At 37.6% G+C, this 24387-nt stretch carries 22 protein-coding genes; 3 read left to right on the top strand and 19 right to left on the bottom strand.

Annotated features, from left to right (window positions below; all coding sequences use genetic code 11):
- Positions 1–177: 177 nt before the first annotated feature.
- The 5 genes from AC4BHP_RS05195 to AC4BHP_RS05175 form a co-directional block, all read right to left on the bottom strand.
- Positions 178–432 (bottom strand): sigma-G-dependent sporulation-specific acid-soluble spore protein CsgA, encoded by a 255-nt coding sequence (locus tag AC4BHP_RS05195; protein WP_066103540.1) that lies wholly within the window; start codon positions 430–432, stop codon positions 178–180.
- Positions 433–596: 164 nt separating this feature from the next.
- Positions 597–2216: a long-chain fatty acid--CoA ligase gene (locus AC4BHP_RS05190; RefSeq protein WP_066103538.1), complete on the bottom strand. Its 1620-nt coding sequence runs from the start codon at positions 2214–2216 to the stop codon at positions 597–599.
- Positions 2217–2300: 84 nt separating this feature from the next.
- Entirely contained in the window at positions 2301–3443 is a 1143-nt protein-coding gene (locus AC4BHP_RS05185) for an acyl-CoA dehydrogenase family protein (RefSeq protein WP_066103537.1), read from the bottom strand.
- Between the two features lie 200 nt (positions 3444–3643).
- Positions 3644–3934 carry a YxcD family protein gene (locus AC4BHP_RS05180; protein ID WP_066103535.1) on the bottom strand — a complete coding sequence of 97 codons (291 nt, stop codon included), beginning with the start codon at positions 3932–3934 and terminating at the stop codon, positions 3644–3646.
- On the bottom strand, positions 3922–4365 hold the full coding sequence (locus AC4BHP_RS05175) for a hypothetical protein (protein ID WP_225983572.1): 444 nt from the start codon (positions 4363–4365) through the stop codon (positions 3922–3924). Before AC4BHP_RS05175 ends, AC4BHP_RS05180 begins: the two co-directional genes overlap by 13 nt.
- 250 nt (positions 4366–4615) lie before the next feature.
- On the opposite strand from AC4BHP_RS05175, the gene AC4BHP_RS05170 reads away from it, so the two are divergent.
- Positions 4616–5491: a phosphatase PAP2 family protein gene (locus AC4BHP_RS05170; protein WP_066103533.1), complete on the top strand. Its 876-nt coding sequence runs from the start codon at positions 4616–4618 to the stop codon at positions 5489–5491.
- Between the two features lie 330 nt (positions 5492–5821).
- Here the strand turns inward: AC4BHP_RS05170 and AC4BHP_RS05165 are convergent, their stop codons facing one another.
- Entirely contained in the window at positions 5822–6610 is a 789-nt protein-coding gene (locus tag AC4BHP_RS05165; protein WP_066103531.1) for an SDR family oxidoreductase, read from the bottom strand.
- Positions 6611–6762: 152 nt separating this feature from the next.
- On the opposite strand from AC4BHP_RS05165, the gene AC4BHP_RS05160 reads away from it, so the two are divergent.
- Entirely contained in the window at positions 6763–7686 is a 924-nt protein-coding gene (locus tag AC4BHP_RS05160) for an NAD(P)/FAD-dependent oxidoreductase (protein ID WP_490551508.1), read from the top strand.
- A gap of 184 nt (positions 7687–7870) precedes the next feature.
- On the top strand, positions 7871–8263 hold the full coding sequence (locus tag AC4BHP_RS05155; protein WP_490551507.1) for a DUF1648 domain-containing protein: 393 nt from the start codon (positions 7871–7873) through the stop codon (positions 8261–8263).
- A gap of 82 nt (positions 8264–8345) precedes the next feature.
- Here AC4BHP_RS05155 and AC4BHP_RS05150 read toward each other — a convergent pair whose 3' ends face one another.
- The 13 genes from AC4BHP_RS05150 to AC4BHP_RS05090 form a co-directional block, all read right to left on the bottom strand.
- Positions 8346–9386, bottom strand: a complete 1041-nt coding sequence (locus AC4BHP_RS05150) for an aldose epimerase family protein (protein WP_490551504.1) — start codon at positions 9384–9386, stop codon at positions 8346–8348.
- 215 nt (positions 9387–9601) lie between these two features.
- Positions 9602–10585, bottom strand: coding sequence for an aldo/keto reductase (locus AC4BHP_RS05145; RefSeq protein WP_066103523.1), 984 nt, complete (start codon positions 10583–10585; stop codon positions 9602–9604).
- A 31-nt stretch (positions 10586–10616) separates the two neighbouring features.
- On the bottom strand, positions 10617–11780 hold the full coding sequence (gene mmsB / locus AC4BHP_RS05140; RefSeq protein ID WP_066103520.1) for a multiple monosaccharide ABC transporter permease: 1164 nt from the start codon (positions 11778–11780) through the stop codon (positions 10617–10619).
- Positions 11777–13312, bottom strand: a complete 1536-nt coding sequence (mmsA, locus tag AC4BHP_RS05135; RefSeq protein WP_066103518.1) for a multiple monosaccharide ABC transporter ATP-binding protein — start codon at positions 13310–13312, stop codon at positions 11777–11779. Before mmsA ends, mmsB begins: the two co-directional genes overlap by 4 nt.
- 80 nt (positions 13313–13392) lie before the next feature.
- Positions 13393–14472, bottom strand: coding sequence for a multiple monosaccharide ABC transporter substrate-binding protein (gene chvE / locus AC4BHP_RS05130; RefSeq protein ID WP_066103515.1), 1080 nt, complete (start codon positions 14470–14472; stop codon positions 13393–13395).
- Between the two features lie 107 nt (positions 14473–14579).
- Positions 14580–15659, bottom strand: coding sequence for a multiple monosaccharide ABC transporter substrate-binding protein (chvE, locus tag AC4BHP_RS05125; protein ID WP_066103512.1), 1080 nt, complete (start codon positions 15657–15659; stop codon positions 14580–14582).
- A gap of 221 nt (positions 15660–15880) precedes the next feature.
- A complete protein-coding gene (locus AC4BHP_RS05120) occupies positions 15881–16948 on the bottom strand; it encodes a GntR family transcriptional regulator (RefSeq protein ID WP_373925472.1) in 1068 nt (355 codons plus the stop codon).
- A 408-nt stretch (positions 16949–17356) separates the two neighbouring features.
- Positions 17357–17929 (bottom strand): nucleotidyltransferase family protein, encoded by a 573-nt coding sequence (locus AC4BHP_RS05115; protein WP_490551502.1) that lies wholly within the window; start codon positions 17927–17929, stop codon positions 17357–17359.
- 183 nt (positions 17930–18112) lie between these two features.
- Entirely contained in the window at positions 18113–19285 is a 1173-nt protein-coding gene (locus AC4BHP_RS05110) for an acyl-CoA dehydrogenase family protein (RefSeq protein WP_490551501.1), read from the bottom strand.
- A gap of 46 nt (positions 19286–19331) precedes the next feature.
- Complete coding sequence (locus AC4BHP_RS05105) at positions 19332–20510, bottom strand: acyl-CoA dehydrogenase family protein (protein WP_490551664.1); 1179 nt, start codon at positions 20508–20510, stop codon at positions 19332–19334.
- Positions 20511–20546: 36 nt separating this feature from the next.
- Positions 20547–21836, bottom strand: coding sequence for an acetyl-CoA hydrolase/transferase family protein (locus AC4BHP_RS05100; RefSeq protein WP_490551499.1), 1290 nt, complete (start codon positions 21834–21836; stop codon positions 20547–20549).
- 3 nt (positions 21837–21839) lie between these two features.
- On the bottom strand, positions 21840–23033 hold the full coding sequence (locus AC4BHP_RS05095; protein WP_490551496.1) for a thiolase family protein: 1194 nt from the start codon (positions 23031–23033) through the stop codon (positions 21840–21842).
- A gap of 32 nt (positions 23034–23065) precedes the next feature.
- Positions 23066–24241, bottom strand: coding sequence for an acyl-CoA dehydrogenase family protein (locus AC4BHP_RS05090; protein WP_066103500.1), 1176 nt, complete (start codon positions 24239–24241; stop codon positions 23066–23068).
- Positions 24242–24387 lie beyond the last annotated feature (146 nt).

Here is a 24387-nt window from a genome sequence, read left to right as displayed (position 1 = left end):
TAGGACAAATATAAAAAAGGAGTTGCTATGCACCTCCTTTCTTCTTGAGCAATTTTTAGTAAATAAATCTTATATAGTGTCTCTGGAATAATTGAATCGTTCTGCCTTCTCCCTGAAACGTATGATGTCAGCAAAGCTTGATTTTGTAATCTTGAAGTCGTGCGAAATAAAAATTCTTCAAACAAACAACAACTCATAAATCTCATTTAAATGCTTGGATCGTTCTTCGTCCTGCTCTTGGTTTGAATAAGCAATGGCATTTTGTAAAACCCTATTTAGGTAGTGACTTTCACCCACTGATAAATCTCTGACAAACTGTTCTCCGCTGTCGTAATTTCCGTCAGAAATCATATTATAAATATGCTTGCCAACTTTGCTGTCCTCCGTATGTGCTGATAAAATTTCCTTCACATATCCTAATGACTGGTTCATAAAGTACACTCCTTAATGAATAGTAGTTATTCCTTTATTCTTTACAGGAGAGAACAAATCATACCAGCATTTACCGATTCATCCTTAGATTTATAAAGCAACCGCAATAAAAAAGCCTAAACCATATCCTTGATGGTTTAGACTTCTCCCCTACCTATCCACTATTAGTTATTAGATACTCTCTCTTGAATCATTTCTCTCAATTTAGCCTTTAGAAATTTACCAACGGAGGTTTTCGGGATTTCATCCATAAAGATGATTTCATCTGGAATCCACCATTTTGCAAATTGCGGCTTAAGGAAGCTTTGAATCTCTTCTTCGGTAACCTTTCCATGAAATTCAGGCTTAAGAACTACACACCCGACCGGTCTTTCCTGCCATTCGGGATGCGGTATGGCTACGACACTTGCTTCAAATATCGCCTCATGAGCCATTAAGGCGTTTTCCAGATCAACAGATGAAATCCATTCACCTCCGCTCTTAATTAAATCCTTTGTTCGATCGACCAGCTTGATTGTGCCCTCTTCATCTACAGTTGCTATATCTCCAGTCAACAGCCATCCGTCTTTAAATGCCTCAGCAGTCCGTTCATCACGATAATATTCATCTGCAATCCAGTTGCCCCGTAACATCAGCTCACCCATATCCAATCCGTTCCAGTTCACTTCTCCTTCAGAGCCGACCACTTTCATTTCCAGGCCTGGTACAAGCAAGCCTTGCTTAGCTCTAATATCGAGCAGCTCTTCTTCCGGTAAGTCTAACTGATAGCTTTTCAGACGTGATACAGTTGCCAATGGTGCCGTTTCTGTCATTCCATAAGCATGTAGGAATGGTATTTTATATTTAATTTCAAATTGCTTAATCAATCCTTTTGGTGCAGCCGAGCCACCGCATAAAATAAATTCCAATGTGCTGGTATCATATGTACCTTTTTCAAGCTCCTGCAGGAGACCTAACCAAATTGTCGGCACACCAGCTGTTTTTGTCACACCTTCTGATTGGATAAATTCGGCTAATAATTTAGGATTAAATTGAGGTCCAGGCAGAACCTGAGTTGCTCCAAACCAGGTGGCCGCAAATGGCAATCCCCAGGCATTCACATGAAACATTGGCACAACAGGCATGACCACATCACGTTCAGAAACAGCTGTTGTATCTGCTAGGCCGAGTGCGAAGCTATGCAGCACAATCCCCCGGTGCGAATACAATACACCTTTTGGATTCCCAGTTGTTGCTGATGTATAGCACATTCCTGCTATTTCATTTTCATCTAAATCATTTATAAATGGAGTTTTCGGGTTGCCGACTGCTAGAAGTTCTTCATATGAATATGCGGGTTTAAGACTTGTTGAGGGTATTTCTGTCTGATCCGTCATAATGATATAGGCCTTGACGGTTGTCAGCGCTGGGGCGATTTTTTCTATTAGGGGTACAATATCTTCATCAATCAATAGTACCTTGTCTTCTGCATGATTAATAATATAGGTAATATGTTCTGCGGATAAACGAATATTAATGGTATGGACAACAGCTCCAATGCCAGGTACTGCAAAATATGCTTCGAGATGGCGATGGTGATTCCACGCCAGCGTACCGACTTTATCACCTCTTGATACATTCATTTTCTGGAGTACATCCGCCAGCCTTCTTGTCCTTTCACCGATCTCTTTGTACGTTAATCGCTGCACCTTATCATGAGTCCTTGATACCACTTCTTTCTTCGGAAATACTTTTTCAGCTCTTTCCAGCAAAGAATGTACAGTTAATGGCACGTGCATCATCATTATTACCCCTTCCTCCTATTAATTGAATATAGTACTCTTAAATCTCACCTGACCTTGAGTCCAATGCTAATTCACTTTCCCCCATTAAAGTCCAAGGTTCTTAGCAATGATCGTCTTCATAATTTCATTTGTACCGGCATAAATACTGGCAACCGGGGTATCCCTGAATCGTCTGGCAATCTTGTATTCTTCCATGTAGCCATATCCACCGTGTAGCTGCATGCATTCAACCGAGATGCGTTTAGACATATCTGTTAATTTCCACTTGGCCATTGAGACTTCTGCTACTATATTCTTCCCGGCTATATGATCTGCAATTAATTGATCAAGAAATACTCTTCCCATTTTTATGTCGGATGCGATTTCAGCCAGCTTAAACTTCGTATTTTGAAAATCACTGATTGATTTTCCGAATGCTTTCCTTGACTTAACATAATCGAGCGTCATCTGAAGCATATCCTCAGCAGCAACCTGAGCTGAAATAGCTACGATTAACCGTTCCTGCTGGAGCTTATCCATCATATACATAAAGCCTTTCCCTGCTTCTCCCAACAAATTTCCCTTTGGTACGATACAATCCTCAAATAGGAGCTCCGCTGTATCCTGGCAATGCATACCCACTTTTTCTAGTTTACGTCCTCTTGAGAAGCCTTCCATATCTCTTTCGACAACAAGCAGGCTTATTCCTTTATGCTTGGGTATAGCATGTAAATCCGTTTTACAAGCTACAATGATGAGGTCTGCGTGGATTCCGTTCGTAATGAAGGTCTTCTGTCCATTTAAAATATAATGGTCCTCTTTTAATTCTGCGTATGTAGATAAGGAAGCAAGATCAGAGCCTGCACCTGGTTCTGTCATGGCAATAGCTGTGATGATTTCCCCGCTGACACATTTGGGAAGCCATTTCTCCTTTTGTTCTTTCGTACCATAGGCGTTAATATACGGCACAACAATATCATTATGGAGACCAATCCCGATTGTACCGGAACCAAGGCGCTCGAGTTCTTCATTAATGACAACTGATATACCCCAATCCGTTTCCAAGCCGCCATATTGCTCTGGTAAATCCGGGCATAAATATCCCTCTTGACCAAGCTTGGACCAAAATTCTCTTGGAATCAGTTTCTCTTTCTCCCACTGGTCATAGTATGGATACGCCTCTTTTTTTAGAAACTTTCTAAAGGATTTTCTAAATATGTCATGCTCTTCATTTAAATAAGGATGCATCTTTTATTTCCTCCTATATGTATGTAAGCGCTTAAATAATTTCTTATGCTTTTTATATTAGCGACCAATATGTATAAAGTCACGAACATTTTTATAATTTTCTAAAAATACGTAACAGTCCCAGTCAATTGATGAATAGACTGATTATAAGCTAATCATTTTAAATAATAAAAAAGAGGCCTAAGCCTCTTTTCATACTTTTATTGAACGTAGGCAATAATGCCTTCCTCGTCATCTAATTCAAGTTCAATAGCTGCAGCAAATGGATCCATATTCAGCTCATGCTCAATATAAAAACGCAGTGCTTCAATCATGTTTGCGGTGATTAGAATTTGGGATCTTCCATTAACATGTGCTTCTGCGGAGAACCCATATTTATCGTCATACAATAATTCAATTTCAACTTGTTCAGGATTGACTTGCTTTTTAGCTGCGATATAAACACAAAGTGAATTAATAATCTCATTCTCTGAAATTTTTATTGTCTCCACGTTCCGTCAACCTCTTTTCGTGGACGGTTACTACGTGTAAAGATTTTTTTGATTAAAGCAACAATCAGCAAAATTGCAAGTACATTCAATAATAAACCAAGTACGGATCCCATGGCACCCATATTAGCTAGCAAACCGCCGAATAATAAACCGGCAATACCGCCAAGCATCATACTTTTCATGAATCCACCTTTATTAAATGAATTTGTTTTAGTTGCTTTGGCATTGCTGTTTGTTGTTGATTTTTGCTTATTAACTGTTGAATTGTTTTGGTTGAAATTAGATTGGTTATTATTTGAATTGAACGATTTTTTACCTGAACGGTATGATTTTGCACTAACCTCGTGTGAAGTTCCTACAAACGCATGTTCAGCCACCGGTGCAAATACAAAGGTAACCAACATAAAAGCAGTTAACATTTTCTTTAACAAAGTAATTCCTCCTGTAATTCTAGTAGTCAGGCTTAGTTTCCCATATTTGTATTTACGAATCAAGTTTTAAGAAGTTTCATTGTTTTTCATTTTTCTTCAAAATTTATATAGATTTTTATAAAATTTGTAAGCTTATCATTCAATTCAAATAAAATATGTAAAAATTGGACCCTTTTTACTATTCCTACAATTCAAAACGTTATAATATATACACTATGAATATATTGAATCAGGAAGGGAACGTCTGTATATGTATCAATCTATGTTTACGATTGCTATCACCATCACGATTATGACGGTTTTTTTAGTTATTATCCTATCAAAGCGTAACCCTTTCATCGTATTTAAGATTTTATGGGATAGCCGAAAGAACAAAAAATCATGGATTCATTTTGCATTACTTGGGACTATACTTTTAATCAATAAACTGGAATTGCAAATAGAGAGCAATTTTATTCATATCGGGGACTATTCTCATATTATTCAGCAGTATGAAGGGCAATTACTGGCTAATTTCCAAAACCTATTGTATAATATTTGGTTAACAGAAATCACAACTTTTTTCTACATCATTATATTTGTCACTTTGATTTCAACATCATTTGTCCTCTATTTCATCCAACAAAACAAGCAATTATTCTATACATTTATTTATGCCGTTGGGCTGAATTATCTTATTGCCATACCCTTTTATCTTTTTTTACCTGTTAATGAGGTATGGTATGTCCATTCTCAGGTACACTTTTTAATCCCGGAAGTTTATCCGGACTTTGAGACTCAATATCGGAATGTATCAGGATTGAATAACTGTTTCCCAAGCCTGCATAACTCGATTTCACTGACTTTATTATTCTTAAGCTATAAGTCGAACAATAAGCCTTTTAAATGGTTTATGACTGGCAGTGTGGGAATAATCATGTTCTCCACTATTTATCTTGGCATACACTGGCTGACAGATATGGCTGCAGGAGTACTTCTTGCTATTACAGCCTTTACGATGGCCAATTTGATCTCTATATTGGTAAGTAAGTCTGCGCGAATGGAAGGGAAAATGACACCCAACCTGCTTTTCATCAAAAATAAAACCGTATCTTCAAAGATTAAATCCGAAAAGCAAGCGAACTAATGTTGAATTATCAACCTAATAGGACTTTAAAGACTTATTCGAAGAGACACCTAAAATTTCCGCTTCTTTATCAGGAAAAGAAAAATCATAGATTAAATCTTATTAAAAAGGAACCATATAAAAGCGGCATCGTTGTTGACGATGCCGTTCAAAATTATTAATGGTTTTCATATAAAGTTCCAAAGAGATTCATTAGAATAACCACTTGCTATGCTGAATAAATTCAAAAAAAATATAAAGCGAATACACAATTATTTATTTCAATAAATCTCCTCATTCAATCTCTATCTTTTACAAATGGACGGGTATTCTTTCAAACTCTAATAGAAATTAAATTCCCTTCACTTTTCCACCATCGACTAATAATACTTGTCCGGTTACATACGTATTGAGCATTGATAACAGAAATACTGCATAGTTAGCAAATTCCTCTGGTTCTCCGTATCGGCCAAGCGGAATTTGCTTTTGTGCATTTTCTTTTACTTCATCTATGGATAACCCTTGACGCTCGGCTGTTTTTTCATCCAAATAGGTTATCCTACCTGTGGATATAACACCAGGTGCAATCGTATTTATTAAGATATGGTCCTGAGCAAATTCAGATGCTAATGTTTTCGTTAAACCGGTAATACCAAGGCGGAATGTATTGGATAACAGCAATCCCTGAATTGGTTCCTTAACAGAAATAGAAGCCATATTAAGAATCCTTCCACCCTGATCTTTCATATAAGGATACACTTCTCGAATCATTCGAACATAGCTTAATAAATTCAATTCAAACGAGTTTTGCCAGTCCTCATCAGATAATTCCATAAATGTCCCTGCCGGCGGTCCTCCTGCATTATTGAGTAGAATATCAATTGTTCCAAACTCTTGCACCGTTTTCCTTACCAAGTCCTTAATTTGTTCAGGCCTTGTAATGTCAACTTCACAATAGACAACCCTGCTTTTTTTGTTTAAAGGGATTAGTTCATTTGCCACTTTTTCTAACTTGTTTGCATGTCTGCCAGTTATCATCACATTTGCGCCCTCTTCCACTAACTTTTGCGCAATAGCTTTTCCTAAACCTTGACTAGATGCAACCACTAACGCGTTTTTTCCTGCTAATTTAAGATCCAATCGTTCAACCTCCATTCTTATTCGGATATCTAATTTTTACATTTCGACCAATTGTTTGTCAAAATACAGTATGAATGGGTATAGAAGGGTATAATATCTTATTTCATCCTGATACTAAGGGATGACGTTAAGCAGGAGGCAATGGTACTACTATGAGAAATTCTTGGGAATGTATTGTTATAGGTGGAGGTATTGCCGGCACTCAGGCGGCAATACAAATGGGCAGAAGCCAAATTAATTGTTTAGTTATTGATTCTAAGGAAGCAGGACGGTCTAATTTATGTAAGGATTATCGAAATATCATCGGATGGCCTGAAGGCGTCAGTGGTGAAGAATTACGAAAAAAAGGACAGCAGCAAGCATCTGAAACAGGAGTTACATTCATCAAATCTGATGTGAAGCAAATATCTAAAAGAGATGATGAATTTTTGGTAACGACTGATAACGAAACGTATCAAACCAAGACTATTTTACTGGCTACAGGCGTTACCGATCGGATACCTGATATCCCCAATATAAGAGAGTGCTTGGGCAGCACCATTTATATATGCACAGATTGTGATGGCTACGAAGCGATGGATAAAAAAATTATTGTGATGGGTGCTGGTGATCCAGGTGCCAATCTTGCAGTATCTTTATTAAATTGGACGGATGTTATAACCTATATCAATCATGAGAAAACACCTGTCTCAGCGGACATTCTATCTAAACTTAACCAACATCATATTACGTACTTAGAAGAGGAAATAGAATCTGTGTCAAAAGAATCAGAGGACTTTTTTACAGGCGTCCATTTAAAAAATGGTGAATCCCTGCAAGCTGATCGAGCTTTTATCGGCTTTGGCGGCAATAAAGTTCATACAGAATTGGCCAGTCAAATTGGTGTTCATATAGAGAATAACAGACATATTAAAGTGGATGCACGAACAAAAGAAACCAATGTTAAAAATGTATGGGCAGCGGGAGATATTGTATCGCACTCCGAACAGGCCACGATTGCCATGGGGGATGCGACACAGGCGGCCATTTGGATCAATAAGCGATTAATGGAATACAAACGAAAAGCATTGTTGTAGACCAGTATATTGGTTATTTTAGAAAGAGAGAGCGGATATTAAACCCCGCTCTCTCTTTGTTTTGTTTATTTAAAGATAATGGTTGCCAAAGTTTTCAGTACTTTGTAGGATTCTCGTATAGTTGCATTACGTTTATTTGGTTATATGGTAAAATTAGGTTATCCATTTTAAAAGGAGGGCGTAAATGGTCAAGCATCCCATCGAAAACAAAAAAACATTATTTGAATTTAGTTTTAATATAGTATCTTTAATCCTACTTATAATCATTTTTGTATACATAATGATTAGATGGTCAGATATACCCAATAGTATTCCTATGACATTCGATTCGAACGGTCATGTTTCACATTGGGGGGAGAAAAAAAGCATTTTAGCTCTTCCGTTCTTCGGATTATTAATTTGGTTTATATTCAATTTCATTGAAAAGGATCCGCATAATATTAACCTACCTTTGTATCGAAATGACGATAAATCGAAAGAGTTAAAATACAATAGAATTCTCGTAAATGCAATTAAAAATGGCATTGTAATTTGTTTTGTCATAGCTAACTGGAGAATTATCCTATCGGTTTTGTAATAAGCAGAGACACAAAAAGAGGACCCAATCTTAAAGGTCCTCGTCTAATCCATTAAAAGCATCACTCTCTTTAAACATAGCCTTATTTAAAAATATATCTCGTATGCGCTTGATATACATCATCTTTTTTAAGTGTGACCGGAGGGAAATCAGGTTGGTTAATAGCATCTGGGAATCCCTGTGTTTCCAAACATATAGCCATATGATGATGCGGACGGACACCCCTGATTTTATAATCCCCTTCCGATTGATTGCAAGTATAAATAACAACGGCTGGTTGGTCCGTTTCCACTAATAATTTACGTCCACTCTCAGGATCGTATAATTCTATTTCTCTATTAAAATTGGAATCCAAAACGAACGGATGGTCAAAGCCATTGCCTGCTAACTCATTTTGTTTGTAGCCACTATCGACACCTTGAGAAATCGGCTTGCTATTCGTAAAATCAAACGGTGTTCCCTCGACAGGAATTAATTGACCAGTCGGAATAGAATCTTCCTTAAGCTCAATATATCGACTGCTTTCGAGCTGTAATTCGTGATTTTTGATTGTTTTGCTCAAGTCACCACTTAAATTAAAATATGTATGATTCGTTAAATTGATGATCGTATCTTCATCGGTGGTAGCTTTATAGCGAATATCAAGCTGATTGTTTTCATTTACTAAATAAGTCGTTGTAACCTCTACCTTGCCAGGGAATCCTTCTTCTCCTGCTTTACTTGTATAGCTGAATTCAACCCCAACAGCATCCTTTTCTTCTACTACTTTATAATCCCAAAGAACATGGCTAAACCCCTTAACCCCTCCATGCAGGTGGTTATCCCCCTCGTTTTTAGTGATCTGGTAGGACTTCCCGTTAAGAGTGAACTGACTATTTGCGATTCGTCCTGCAATTCTGCCGACAACCGCTCCAAAATAAGGTGAATGATTCTCGTAATCTTCCATACAATCAAACCCCAATACGACATTCTCCATATTTCCCTCACGGTCAGGAGCAATAATATCTGTAATCACACAACCATAATTTATAAAACGAACGGTAAATCCTGATTTATTAGTAATTGAAAATTGCACAACTTCCTGATTCTCAATTTCACCAAATACCTTCTGTTCAATTTGCATGTACTTTCTCTCCTTATCATATAGAGGTGTAACCTAATTTTATATTTTGTATGTATTCCTTCACAACAAACGTGATTGAAAACGCTATTATTAGTCTATTTAAGAAGATATAAATTGTGCAAATAAACAGGCATTAGAAAATATATAAATCTCTAATACCTGCTCCTTTTTTATTGATTATCTATTAATCGTTTCAATCTCCCGTTTAACTGGCATTAATAAGGTCCGCGAATATAATCATGTACTTCATTCATATAAAACGTTTGCAGCCTATCTAACTCTTCTTTTGAAAAGGATTTAGTTTGAATCGCCTTTAAATTTTGGTCAACTTGTTGCGCATTTTTAAAACCAGGTATTGCACATGTAATTTCTTCATGGTCCAGAATCCATCGTAAAGCTGAATTAGCCATGGTACCTCTTCCATCCGCAATCCAGGAAAGCTGATTGCTAAGCTCAACTCCTTTTGAAAACTCAAGTCCTGCAAATGTTTCACCAACATTAAATTTTTCTCCATTTGCATTAAAGCTACGGTGATCATTTTCTTCAAATTTTGTTTGGGTGCTGAATTTTCCTGTTAGCAAACCACTGGCCAGTGGTACGCGGGCTAATATACCAACCCCCTGTTTTTTAGCTGTCGGGAAGAGTTCTTCAAGCGGTTTTTGCCGGAATATATTGAAAATGACCTGTAATGCTCTGACACCTGGAATGGTAAGACAGAATAAACCTTCTTCAACAGTCTCTACGCTCACGCCATAATGGCGAATTTTCCCTTCCTGCTGAAGCTTATCCAGCACAGTAAATACATCCGTATTCTTTAAAATATGTAAGGGCGGACAATGAATTTGATATAGGTCAATCCGTTCGCGGCCAAGCCTTTTGAGACTGCCCTCACAATATGCCCGAATTGCCTCTTCCGAATATGTATCTGGATCATGAATATCACCGGCTCGACAAAATTTCGTAGCAATATGGATCGTATCCTCTTTGCCTTTCGTCGCTTCCCTTAACAGTTCTTCACTTCTACCACTTCCGTATACATCCGCCGTATCAAAGAAGTTAACTCCATTCTCCATAGCGCGATTTAAACCAAGAAGAGCATCCTGGGTATCAGCCTTTCCCCAATCACCGCCAATTCCCCATGTCCCAAAACTAATCTCACTTACAGATAAATCGGTATTGCCAAGTCTGCGATAATTCACTTTCCAAACACCTCTTTTTGTTAAAATAAACTTACGATGATTTATTTTTATTATACACGTCAAACCCTACAGCTAGCAACAATACCAGTCCTTTAATTGTCTGTTGATAATCCACGCCTAAACCAATTAACGACATACCATTGTTTAATACACCCATTACCAAACCACCAACGACAGCGCCTATAACAGTCCCTATACCGCCATATGCGGATGCCCCGCCAATAAAGACCGCAGCGATCGCATCCAATTCAAAAGAATTACCCGCTTTAGGAGTTGCTGCATTCAACCGAGCTGCAAATAATAATCCTGATAAGGCAGATAATACACCCATGTTTACAAATACCCAGAAGGTAAGCCATTTTGTTTTAATACCTGATAATTTTGCTGCTTTTTCATTACCGCCAAGCGCATATAAATGTCGACCAGGGACTGTTTTATTTGTAAAGAATGAGTAAGCAACAATTAATACAACTAAAATCACCAAAATATTAGGAATACCTTCATATGAAGCTAGGAAATAAGCAAATATATTCATTACTGCTACTATAAATACCAGTTTTAAAGCAAATAACCACATTGGAAGTACTTCAAAATTGTAAGACTGTTGTTTTTTACGCTTTCTAAATTCACTCCATAATAGTACGAGAGAGATTAAAACTCCGACAATCATAGTCAGTAAATCTAATTCTCCTGTTTTATTCAGCCCCGGTATAAACCCTGTACTCATTTGGCGGAAGGACTCAGGAAACGGAGCAATGGATTGCCCATTGAGAACAAGCATAGTAAGTCCGCGGAAAATCAGCATCCCTGCGAGTGTAACGATAAATGCTGGGATTTTAAGGAATGCAACCCAAAATCCATGCCAAGCTCCTATTAAAGCTCCTATAATAAGACAAAGAATGACAGATAACCAAACCGGCATGTTCATTTCAATCATAAATATCGCTGACATAGCTCCAACAAAGGCTACAATCGAACCAACGGAAAGATCGATATGCCCCAATATAATGACCAACAACATCCCGATTGCTAAAACAAGAATATAACTATTTTGCAGAATAAGATTTGTAATATTAAGAGGTTTTAGTAATATGCCATCCGTTAATACTTGAAATAGCACCATGATAAAGATCAGAGCCAATACCATTCCATACTGTCTTATATTATTTTTCAATAAACTAGTCAGTGTTTTCACAGCTGTTCCACCCCTGTTCTGGTCATGTATTTCATAATTTTTTCTTGTGAAGCTTCATTCCGATCAAATTCTGCGGTAAATGTGCCCTCACGCATGACATAAATTCTGTCGCATATTCCTAATATCTCAGGCAGTTCTGATGAAATGACCAATACTCCCATTCCTTTGTCGGCCAATTCATTAATAATAGAATAAATTTCATACTTTGCCCCAACGTCAATCCCACGTGTTGGTTCATCCAAAATCAAGATTTCCGGTTCAGCAAAAATCCACTTGCTTAACACGACTTTTTGTTGATTTCCTCCACTTAGATTCATTGCTTTTTGTAAGATACTTGGGCTCTTTATATTCATTTTTTTGCGATATTGCTCTGCTTCAATAATTTCCTGATTATCATTTACAACTAGTTTTTGAGATATTTTACCCAGATTTGCCAATGTGATATTCGTTTTAATATCTTCTTCCAATACAAGTCCATATGATTTACGGTCTTCAGTTACGTAAGCAATGCCATTATCGATTGCTTGTGTAATATTTTTCAGCTTCAGTTCTTTTCCCTTTTTAATTATTTGGCCTGAGATTTTTTTACCATAAGCCTTTCCAAACAAACTCATCGCCAGCTCGGTTCTCCCAGCTCCCATTAATCCGGCTATGCCAATAATTTCACCGCTTTTTATTTGGAAACTTACATCATCAACCACGTTACGATCGGAATTGTTTTCATCCTGAACCGTCCAGTTTTTCACTTCTAATATGGTTTCTCCAATATTTGGTGTGTGTTCAGGATACCGATTCGTTAAGTCACGTCCTACCATCCCCTTAATGATTCGGTCCTCCGTAACACCTTTTTTCATATCAAGAGTTTCGATAGTTTTACCATCACGAAGGATGGTTATCGAATCGGCCACCTTTGCAATCTCATTTAATTTATGAGAGATTATTATGGAGGTCATTCCTTGTTTCTTAAATTCAAGCATTAAATTTAAGAGATTTTCACTATCATTCTCATTTAAAGCTGCAGTTGGTTCATCTAATATAAGTAATTTCACTTTCTTGGATAATGCCTTTGCTATTTCAACTAATTGTTGCTTTCCTACACCCAGTTGATTAACCGGTGTATTCGGTGATTCATTTAACCCAACAATTTTCAGTAAGTCTAATGTTTTTACAATTGTTTCATTAAAATTTATGATTCCATGTTTTGTTTGTTCATTGCCTATAAATATATTTTCAGAGATAGATAGATAAGGGATTAAAGCCAATTCTTGATGGATAATTACAATGCCTAGATTTTCACTTTGCTTAATATTTTTAAATTCACACACTTCTCCATTAAATAAGATATCTCCTGAATAAGTGCCATGTGGGTACACTCCACTCAATACTTTCATTAAAGTAGATTTACCAGCTCCATTTTCTCCGCAAAGGGCGTGGATTTCGCCTTCTTTAATTTTTAAATTCACATGGTCAAGAGCTTTTACCCCAGGGAATGTCTTCGTGATATTTTTCATTTCTAATAAAATTGATGACACGCCATTCACCTCAACTGTATAAATTTAGATGCTGTTTAACCGTTTACATTACAATCAAACAGCATCCGCCATCCATTCTGTTAATTGCTTAGCTCTTCTTCTGTGTAATATCCGCTATCGACTAAAATTTCTTTATAATTTTCTTTATCTACTATTACTGGTTCTAAAAGATAAGATGGTACAACCTTGTTTCCATTGTCATATGTTTCAGTGTCATTTACTTCTGCTTCCTTGCCTTTTAGAACTGCATCTGTCATTTCAACTGCTTTTTTAGCCAATGCTCTCGTATCTTTAAAGATGGAAGAGGTTTGTTCACCGGCAATGATTGATTTTACTGATGCCAAATCAGCATCTTGTCCGGTAATAATCGGTAATGGTTTGCTATCCGATCCATAACCAACCCCTTTTAAAGAAGAAATAATACCAATAGCTAATGCATCATTTGGCGATAAGACTGCATCTACACGATCAGATGAATATTGTGAACTTAGTAAGTTGTCCATACGAGTTTGCGCTGTTGCGCCATCCCAGCGTAAAGTAGCAATTTGCTTCATATCTGTTTGTTTACTTTTAACAACCAATTTCCCAGAATCTATGTATGGTTTTAGAACAGACATTGCACCATCATAGAAAAAGTATGCGTTGTTATCGTCTGGAGATCCGCCAAACAATTCAATATTAAATGGTCCTTTGCCGTCCTTAAGACCAAGTTTTTCTTCAATATAAGAGCCTTGTAAAACACCAACTTTGTAGTTATCAAATGTGGCATAATAACTCACATTATCTGTCCCTTTAATTAAGCGGTCATAGGATATAACCTTAATATCCTGGTCAGCTGCTTTTTGAAGAACTTCTGTCAATGATTCCCCATCAATAGAGGCGACTACTAAAATATCTACTCCTTTAGTAATCATATTTTCAATTTGGGCAATTTGATTTTCAATGACATCTTCGCCATATTGAAGATCTGTTTTGTAGCCTAGCTTTTCAAACTCTTCGACCATATTTTCTCCATCAAATACCCAACGCTCTGATGACTTTGTCGGCATAGCGATTCCAACAAACCCTTTTTCATCACCGCTGGATTTTTCATCGCTGCCACATGCTGCTAAGGTAAGTACCAGTGCAAACATCATCATTGCAGTAACAAATTTTCTCATGTTTTGAACCTCTCCCTTTTGATAAAAATAAAGGTTTCTAATTTATGCTAGCCCCATAAAGCTTGGAATATAGAAACCTTTGAAAAAAACGAGACCCACTATTTCTTTTATTTGCTTAATTCTTCTTCTGTGTAATATCCGCTATCTACTAAAATTTCTTTGTAATTCTCTTTATCAACTGAAACCGGTTCCAATAGATAAGAAGGTACAACCTTATTTCCATTGTCATATGTTTCAGTATCATTTACTTCCGCTTCCTTACCTTTTAGAACTGCATCAGCCATCTCCACTGCTTTTTTAGCTAATGCTCTCGTATCTTTAAAGATGGTTGAGGTTTGCTCACCGGCAATAATAGATTTTACTGATGCCAACTCAGCATCCTGTCCAGTAATTATTGGTAATGGTTTACTTCCAGTTCCATAACCAACCCCTTTAAGAGAAGAAATAATACCGATACTGATTCCATCAAATGGAGATAAAACGGCATCTACACGATCAGTTGAATATTGTGAACTTAGCAGGTTGTCCATACGAGATTGTGCAGTTGCGCCATCCCAACGCAAAGTAGCAATTTGCTTCATATCTGTTTGTTTGCTTTTAACAACCAATTTCCCTGAGTCTATGTATGGCTTTAAGACAGACATTGCACCATCATAGAAAAAGTATGCATTGTTATCATCTGGAGACCCGCCAAACAACTCAATATTAAAAGGTCCTTTGCCGTCTTTAAGTCCTAGCTTGTCTTCAATGTAGGAGGCTTGTAGAACACCAACCTTGAAGTTATCAAATGTGGCATAATAACTCACATTATCTGTCCCTTTGATTAATCGGTCATAGGAAATAACTTTAATATCTTGATCAGCCGCTTTTTGAAGGACTTCTGTTAAAGATTCCCCATCAATAGAGGCAACTACTAAAATGTCTACTTCTTTAGTAATCATGTTTTCAATTTGGGCAATTTGATTTTCAATAACGTCTTCGCCATATTGCAGATCTGTCTTGTAGCCTAACTTTTCAAATTCCTTGACCATATTTTCTCCATCAAATACCCAGCGCTCCGATGACTTTGTTGGCATGGCAATTCCAACAAACCCTTTTTCTTCCCCACTGGATTTTTCATCGCTGCCACATGCCGCTAAGGTAAATACCAGTACAAACATCATCATTGCAGTAACAAACTTCCTCATGTTATTAACCACTCCCTTTTGTAAAATAAGGCTCTCATTCAATTTATTCCCAAAACATTATGAATATAGAAACCTTTCAAAATAATGCATGCGCTTACATTAATATCATACTACTTGTTAGTACAAGTACGCTACATAAATTATTCTCCTTTGCATATTTTTTACAACCATTTGTGAACAAAATAAAAAACCCATTTTGGTGGGTTTTTAAAAAGAAATTCCTATAATTTTCTCGTTGAATTTCGTAATATTAACTCTGGTTTATAACGGATTGAAGGATCTCCATCTACTTTATTTTCAATCAGCTGGATAATTGTTTCTGCAGCTTGTCTACCCATTTCAAATTGTGGATGTCTGATGGTCGTTAATTTCACTTCAGATGCAGTCGCTAAATTTGAGTCATCGAACCCTACAATGGATAGATCATCAGGTACACTAATTCCATATTCCCTAATAACATCAAGAGCAGACAAAGCTATTTCATCGTTATAACAGAAAAGCCCTGTAGGTCTTTGTTCAGAATTTAGAAGACCCATAAATTCTTCATTCAGTACTTTATCTTTTTCTATTGTTGTACAAGGTAGGATCATATTGGGTAAGATGGGGATGCTATACTCCCTATGCGCTTTGATAAATCCCTGCATCCTCTTAACACCTTGCTGGTCATCCGTTTTAAAAATACCAGCAATGCGTCCATGCCCCAATTTAATCAAATGTTCTGTTGCCATATAAGCGCCTAATTCATCATCTACCGTTAATCTATAAGGGTGTAGCTCTGGATAATAAGCATTAATCATTAAATATGGTATTTTTTTCCTCTCTAAATTTAAATAATATTTCAGGTTCGGATTATAATAATTACTTTTAGTCGGTTCTACAATTAAACCGGCAATCCCCCTGTTTGAAATATTCTCCAAACACAACTTTTCTTTATTTAAATCATTATTTGTACTATAAAGGAGCAGAGTATATCCTTTACTGCTTAGATAGGACTCAACTCCATTAATGATGGAGGGGAAGATGTAATTGGATATATATGTAGTCAAAAGAGCAATTGTTTTTTCAGATGGTTGATTTGTGTTCCGGTCAGCACAAAAGGTGCCTGAACCTTGCTCTGTATACAACCAGCCTTCATTTACAAGATCATTAATTGCTTTACGCACTGTATGTCTGCTAACTCCAAATTGCTGAGTTAAACTATATTCAGAACTTATACGCTGATCGGGTATATAATCGCCTTCTTCGATGAGCTTCTTAATCTCCATCTTTACTTGTTCGTATTTTTTCATTATATGAATCACCCCTCACTATGAACAAACGCGAATCATGAATAGTTTACCATAACTTGTAAGTACATGTTAGAGGCGTGAGTCATCCAATTCTTACGATTCTGTAGAGTTTTATAGTTACAGTTTGATTGCCCATTTCAGCTTCCCTGCTAAATAACCTTGAATATACCCCATGTTTATTCTCAAACAGTTCCCTATGTGTACCTGTCTCAATTACTTTTCCATTTTCCATAAAAATAATTCGGTCGGCTGATAGGACAGTGGAAAGTCGATGTAAAATGATCAGGATGGTTTGCGAATTTTACATTTCAAAAAAAAGAGGAGATTAATAAACGGTAAAATATCAAAATGATAGATTTTATAGAGATACTATTAAAAAGAGGGAACGTAAATGAGAGTCTATCATTCTTAATCAGATATATCGCGAACTTCAATTTTATGCCAAATAGACTTCCAATTCTTTTTTGAAATTCGGTCCTTATAAATAACAGCCAGTTCTTTTGACTCACGAAAATGGGGAGTTGGCTTAACCTCTAAATTTATGACATCATCTAATCCATATGGAGCAATAAGGATTAATTTATTCTCATCGTCTACCTTTATCCCTAAAGCTGTCGCCGTTTCAGGGAATTTTGAAATGGCATCTTGCGAAGAAGTATATGGAGAAATATTGTTAATCGTATGCATTCTAGCTTCATTTTTCACAGACCAAGGTATATCTGGCATAATACTAATCAATTTATTCTCAAATTCTTTTTCGATATCCTCATTAATTATTGATTTATCAAAATAGATAACATCAACATCCGGTGTTTCAGTACGATCTTTAAATCCGTGCAAAGCATCCCAAATCTTTGAACGTATAAATCCTGCACATATCCACCAGTCAGGTAAATTTAATGTGCTTACAGCCTTTATAATCTCCATCATTTTTTCATCGTTTTGAATTAACCTAATAACATCTGCTTCATTCTTTAACATCTTAAAACCACCCACCTTCCACAATCGAACATATATTCCAATTTTAACAAAAATATAATCAGTATGCCGTAATATTTTATGCTTTTAAAAAAACACCTCAAAGCAAAAAAATAGATTCCACTCATCCGTTGGAATCCTGCCCATTTTTATTTTGATATCAATGCCTGTCTGTCTTAATAAGAATTATGTATACATCATTTGTGAATGATTATAGAAATCTTTCTTTATTTGAGCAGCAATGATATTTTTCTGGATTTCTGAAGTACCTTCATAAATTTTGGTGATTCTTGCATCACGATAAAATCGCTCGATTGGATATCCTTTCATATATCCTAGGCCTCCATGAATCTGAACGGCTTTATCAGCTACTCGATTAAATATTTCTGAACCTAGCAATTTAGACATAGCCGCTTCTTTAACAACATTCTTTCCTTGGTCTACCATCCAGGCAACCTTATAGGTTAATGCACGGAGCGATTCAATGTCCAAGGCCATATCAGCCAAATAGTGCTGGATGATTTGCTGTTCAAAAATCGGCTTTCCGAATTGGTGCCGTTCAAATGCATATTGGACCGATAATTCCAATAATTTTTGACAGGATCCAAGATTCCTAGCGGCCAGACCTACGCGGCCATTAGCTAGAATCTTTAGAGCATTCACATATCCCATTCCTTCTTGCCCCAGAATATGATCTGCCGGAACCTCGCAGTCTTCAAAAAAGATTTCGAAAGAATGAGAGCCTCTCAAGCCCATTTTTTCTTCCTTTTTCCCAATAATCATTCCTTTTGTACCCTTTTCAATCAAAAAGGAAGTAATTCCTTTAGGACCTGCAGCCGGATTGGTCACAGCCATCACGGTAAATAAACCGGCAATTGATGCATTTGTTATATAGTGCTTGGACCCATTTAGAAGATAGCTGTCTCCTTTTCGAACGGCTCTCGTTCTAATCGCAGCAGCATTTGAGCCAGCTTCAGGCTCTGTTAAAGCAAATGCACCAATTAATTCTCCAGTTGCCATTTTGGGTAAATATTTTTGCTTCTGTCTATCATTTCCCATCTCAACAACCCCAACAGAGCCAATACCGGTATGTGCTCCAATGATGGTCGTATAGCCATTATGCGTACGGCCAAGCTCCTCATATATGGCACATTTTCCAACCATATCGAGGCCAAGTCCGCCATAGCCTTCCGGAATACTCAAACCAAATAGACCCATGTCCCTGCTTAGCTGCATGATGTCCTCAGGTATATGATCATTTTTCTCGATTAAGTCTGCTTTCGGATCGACCCTTTCATCAATGAAATGTTTGATCATCTTTTTCATTTTTATCGTTTCATCTGATAAGGTAAAGTCCAAACTCGTTCTCTCCCTTCTCTTCTTTTTAATTTGATCTATCCAGCTTTCAAGTGAGTCCCAATTGTTTAGAGATAATGACCTTCATAATTTCATTCGAGCCTGCAAAAATGGATGTGACTGGTATATCTCTATACCGTCTGGCAATTTTGTATTCCTCCATATAGCCATAACCGCCATGAAGCTGCATACATTGGGTGGAGACACGTTTTGCCATCTCTGTCGTCCACCGTTTAGCCATACTTACTTCCTTCACAATTTCTTTTCCATCAATATGTTTTTTGATTAAATCATCGACAAAAGTCCGACCAAACTTTATTTCTGTAGCAATTTCGGCCAGCGTAAATTGAGTGTTCTGAAATTGGCTGATTGGCTTTCCAAAGGCATCTCTCTCTTTTACATATTGTATGGTTAATTGAAGCATATCTTCAGCAACTACGACCGCATTTGTTGCGCATAAGAGCCGTTCCTCCTGAAGATTCATCATCATATAGCGGAAGCCTTTTCCTTCTTCTCCTAATCGATTTGAGACTGGCACTATACAATCTTCAAATATTAGCCCACTCGTATCCTGGCTGTGCATTCCCACCTTATTTAACTTCCTCCCACGCGTAAACCCTGGGGTATCTCGTTCAACTAATATAAGACTGATTCCTTTATGTCTTGGTTCAGCTTTTGGATCCGTTTTACAGGCAACAATTATCAAATCAGAATGGATTCCATTTGTAATAAATGTTTTCTGACCATTTAATATATACTGATTACCTTTACGGATAGCCGTCGTTTGGATGCTTGCCAAATCTGATCCAGCCCCTGGTTCTGTCATTGCAATCGAAGTAATCAGTTCCCCTTTAACGCATTTTTTCAAAAATCTATGCTTTTGTTCCTCATTGCCAAATGTATGTAAATAAGGAACAATGATATTGCTGTGAGTTCCTATGCCCGTCAAACCAGCTCCTATTTTTGCTAATTCTTCACTTAAAATAATAGCAAAGCCAAAATCAGTACCCATTCCGCCATACTCCACACTGACCCACGGGCAAATAAAACCTTGTTCACCCATCTTCTCCCAAAGGGATCGAGGGATCAATCTCTCCTCTTCCCATGTTTCAAAATAGGGAACAGCTTCTTTTTGTAAAAAACTCACGAGTGATTTCCTGAACATTTCATGTTCATCAGTAAAAAATGGCCGTCTTGCCCTTTTTATCTGATCCTGTTTCACCTTGATTGACACCTAAACCCCTCCATGTAAAAAAGATTATTGCTACAACTGTGATGTAAGATTAGCACTTAAACTTTCTCTGAAATTCGGGTGTACGATGTTCAGCATTTGCTGTCTTCGTTCTTTAAGTGATTTGCCAAACAAGGAAGCAATTCCGTACTCTGTCACAATATAATCAATCTCTGATTTTAAGGATGTAACAGAAGATACAGTATTTTTTATTCTCGACCTAGTACCTCCCATTGCAGTCGCTGGAAGGGCAATAATAGCTTTTCCACCTTTTGAAAGTCTGGCCCCACGAATAAAATCCATTTGGCCGCCAACTCCAGCTAATGGATAATTGCCAATTTGCTCAGCATTTATTTGTCCTGTCAAATCGACTTCCAAAGCTGAGTTAATTGAATAGAAATCCGTAATCTTTGAAATTTGTAAGCTATTATGTGTAAAATCTGCTGGGTATAAGCAAATATCCTTATTGAGGTTGGCGAAGCTATATAACTGCTGACTTCCAGTTAAAGTGGTACAAACCGTTTTACCAGTCATCACTTCTTTTCTTTCATTAGTAATAACTCCTCGCTTCATCATTTCCATGACACCGTCTGTTATAGTACCGGAATGAACACCCAATCCCTTCTTTTCCTTAAGGGCCAAAAGAACGGCATCTGCAATTCTACCTATCCCAACTTGAATCGTTGCATAATCAGGGATTAATTGTGCAACATTTTTACCGATTGCCTCTTCTATTTTGTTTGGAAATCCAGATGAAATCGTCAATAAACTATCATTTGATTCAACAAAATAATCAATCTCTGATACATGAATTTCTGAATCCCCAAATGTCCTGGGAAGATTGCTATTGACCTGAGCAATGACTTTACCAGCATGTTTACTAAGTGAATGGATAATATCGACTGAGATTCCCATATTACAATAACCATTTTGATTGGGAGGAGTAACCTGAATCATGGCAAAATCAATTTTATTTGTTTCCACCCATACCGGTAACTCGGATAAATTCAAAGGTATATAATCACCATTTCCTGCATGAAAAACTCCCTTTAATAATGAAGATCCAAGGAATGTCCTGATAAAAAAATGAGGATTCCCCTCCGATTCAGCATACAAGCAGGGACTTCCAACAATACAAGTGTATAAATTTAATAAATGAAACCGTTCCTTTTGCCGAATAAGTTCCTTTACCAGCTGTTGCGGTTCATTACAAAAAGGTGGCAAAAAGACATTGTGAGAGGAGTCTATAAGAGAGATTGCTTTTTCTGCAGTGACGATACGTGAACGGTAAAGATCCAAATCCAACTCTTTCTTCTCTTGCATGGCCTAAACCTGGAGATTCTCAATAATGGAGGATATTCCCAAACCTCCGCCGATGCAAAAGGTGACCAATCCATATTTTTCTCCCCTGCGCTCCATTTCATGAATAAGCTTGGTCATTAAAATACCTCCAGTACCTCCGATTGGATGGCCAAGCGCAATCGCTCCGCCATTTACATTCAATCGTTTCGTATCCAAATCCATTTCTTTAATCACAGCTAAGGTTTGAGCAGCGAATGCTTCGTTTAATTCTATCAGCCCTATATCCTCTAACTTCAATCCGGCTAGCTTCAGTGCTTTTCTCGTAGCTGGTGCAGGACCGATTCCCATAATATCTGGAGAAACACCGGCAACTGCCTGAGCAATGATTTTTGCTTTACATTTATAGCCCTTTTGAATAGCTGTTTCTTCTGCCATTAGCATAACCAACCCCGCGCCATCATTCCGTCCGCTTGAATTCCCTGCCGTTACAGTCCCATTTTTCTTAAAAACAGGTTTAAGCCGCGCCAATTGCTCCATACTCGTTTTTCTTGGATGTTCATCCACTTTAAATATTTCTGTCCCTTTCTTCGTCTTTATCTGATATGGAATGATCTGATCATTAAACAGGCCAGAAGAAATAGCACGTTCAGCCTTTTCTTGACTTAAAAGCGCATATTCATCCTGCTCTTCTCTGGTGATTGAATATTTTTCGGCAAGGTTTTCTGCTGTCATCCCCATGGTTAAATGACCGTATGTCTCGATTGGTTGTGCACGCGGCTGACTTTCCGTATTGGAATCAAGGATTTCCGTATTACCTGTGCCAAACCCATAACGAGCATTACGTAAATAGAATGGTGCCTGACTCATACTTTCAGCACCACCGGCAATTACTATGTCCGATAAACCGCACATGATTTGCTGGACACCATTATGAATAGCCTGCACTCCTGATCCGCATTGGCGATGGACCGTATAACCCGGTGTTTCTATTGCAAGTCCGGCACGCAATAAAGCTAATCTTGCCAGGTTTGGCTGATCTGTGCTTTGTTTCGCCTGACCGATAATGACTTCATCAATCTCATCTTTCTGTACTCCTGTGCGTTCAATCAATCCGTTTATGGTGGCAGAAGCAAGATAATCCACTTCCTCATTTTTTAACGATCCGCCTATCTTGCCAACCGCCGTCCGAACAGCCTCAACAATCACCGCATTTCTCATACTACATCCTCCCATCAACCTTGAGTATCATACTAGTAAGACTTAGGCAAACCTAAGACATGCTCCGCTACATAAGAAAGAATCATGTTGGTTGAAATTGGTGCCACTTGATAAAGGCGTGTTTCTCTGAATTTCCTTTCTACATCATATTCAGCCGCAAAACCAAATCCTCCAAACGTTTGCAGTGCTGTGTTAGCAGCATCCCAAGACGCATCAGCGGCAAGCAATTTTGACATATTCGCCTCAGCCCCACATTTTATACCTAGATCAAATAGCCTTGATGCCTCCTTACGCATTAAGTCCGCTGCCTCTATTTGGATATGTGCCTTCGCCAACGGGAATTGAATTCCTTGATTTTCCCCAATTTGCCGATCAAAAACGACTCTTTCGTTTGCATATTGAGTTGCTTTCTCTATAAACCATCGTCCATCCCCTATACATTCGGCCGCAATTAATATTCGTTCTGCATTCATACCATCTAAAATATAGGAAAAACCTTTTCCTTCTTCACCAATCAAATTTTCGGCTGGTACCTTTAAATTTTCGATAAATAATTCAGTGGTAGAATGGTTCATCATCGTCTGAATGGGACGGATGGTAATACCATTGTTTATTGCTTCCTTCAAATCAACAAGCAGGACAGATAAACCTTCCGTTTTTTTCTTAATTTGACTGACCGGTGTAGTCCTCACAAGCAGCATCATTAAATCAGAATGCTCTGTTCTTGAAATAAATACTTTCTGGCCATTCACGATATAATGATTTCCTCTTCTTTCTGCAAAAGTCTGTAATTTAGTAGTATCGGTACCTGTCGTTGGTTCTGTCACTCCAAAAGCCTGCAATCGTAATGAACCGTCAGCAATACGAGGTAAATAGTTTGACTTTTGTCGCTGGTTTCCATGCCGGGCTAACGTCCCCATTATGTACATTTGAGCGTGACAAGCACCAGCATTGCCTCCACTTCGATTAATTTCTTCAAGAATAATAGAAGCCTCCGCAATCCCTAATCCAGATCCACCAAACTCCTCTGGAATCAAAGCTGAAAGAAAACCATTTCTTGTTATTTCAGTTACAAACTCTTCAGGGTATGCATTTCTCATGTCTAACTCTCTCCAATAAGAGCCGGAGAATCGTTGACATACTTTACGCACACTGTGACGTAACTCTTTATTAAATTGGACTGTTTCTTCCAGGGGAACAGATTTCACTAACCTCACCTCCAATCATCTATTGTTTACTTAACACCTCTAACCAAGATAAAAATTTAGAATAAGTGCTCCTATTTATATAATTTATTAATCTTTGGTTAAAGAGAGCCTCCCGGAAGCATATTTGAATAATGGCCGGCTCTCCT

It is taken from the genome of Pradoshia sp. Z4_20 (genome assembly GCF_058216035.1).
This window is presented reverse-complemented; position numbering and strand designations above follow the sequence as displayed.

Bases quoted from the DNA above. Each gene is read 5' to 3' on its own strand.
- AC4BHP_RS05195 (WP_066103540.1), bottom strand. From the start codon at position 432: ATGAACCAGTCATTAGGATATGTGAAGGAAATTTTATCAGCACATACG.
- AC4BHP_RS05190 (WP_066103538.1), bottom strand. From the start codon at position 2,216: ATGATGATGCACGTGCCATTAACTGTACATTCTTTGCTGGAAAGAGCT.
- AC4BHP_RS05185 (WP_066103537.1), bottom strand. From the start codon at position 3,443: ATGCATCCTTATTTAAATGAAGAGCATGACATATTTAGAAAATCCTTT.
- AC4BHP_RS05170 (WP_066103533.1), top strand. From the start codon at position 4,616: ATGTATCAATCTATGTTTACGATTGCTATCACCATCACGATTATGACG.
- AC4BHP_RS05160 (WP_490551508.1), top strand. From the start codon at position 6,763: ATGAGAAATTCTTGGGAATGTATTGTTATAGGTGGAGGTATTGCCGGC.
- AC4BHP_RS05155 (WP_490551507.1), top strand. From the start codon at position 7,871: ATGGTCAAGCATCCCATCGAAAACAAAAAAACATTATTTGAATTTAGT.
- AC4BHP_RS05150 (WP_490551504.1), bottom strand. From the start codon at position 9,386: ATGCAAATTGAACAGAAGGTATTTGGTGAAATTGAGAATCAGGAAGTT.
- chvE (WP_066103515.1), bottom strand. From the start codon at position 14,472: ATGAGAAAATTTGTTACTGCAATGATGATGTTTGCACTGGTACTTACC.
- chvE (WP_066103512.1), bottom strand. From the start codon at position 15,659: ATGAGGAAGTTTGTTACTGCAATGATGATGTTTGTACTGGTATTTACC.
- AC4BHP_RS05120 (WP_373925472.1), bottom strand. From the start codon at position 16,948: ATGAAAAAATACGAACAAGTAAAGATGGAGATTAAGAAGCTCATCGAA.
- AC4BHP_RS05115 (WP_490551502.1), bottom strand. From the start codon at position 17,929: ATGTTAAAGAATGAAGCAGATGTTATTAGGTTAATTCAAAACGATGAA.
- AC4BHP_RS05100 (WP_490551499.1), bottom strand. From the start codon at position 21,836: ATGCAAGAGAAGAAAGAGTTGGATTTGGATCTTTACCGTTCACGTATC.
- AC4BHP_RS05095 (WP_490551496.1), bottom strand. From the start codon at position 23,033: ATGAGAAATGCGGTGATTGTTGAGGCTGTTCGGACGGCGGTTGGCAAG.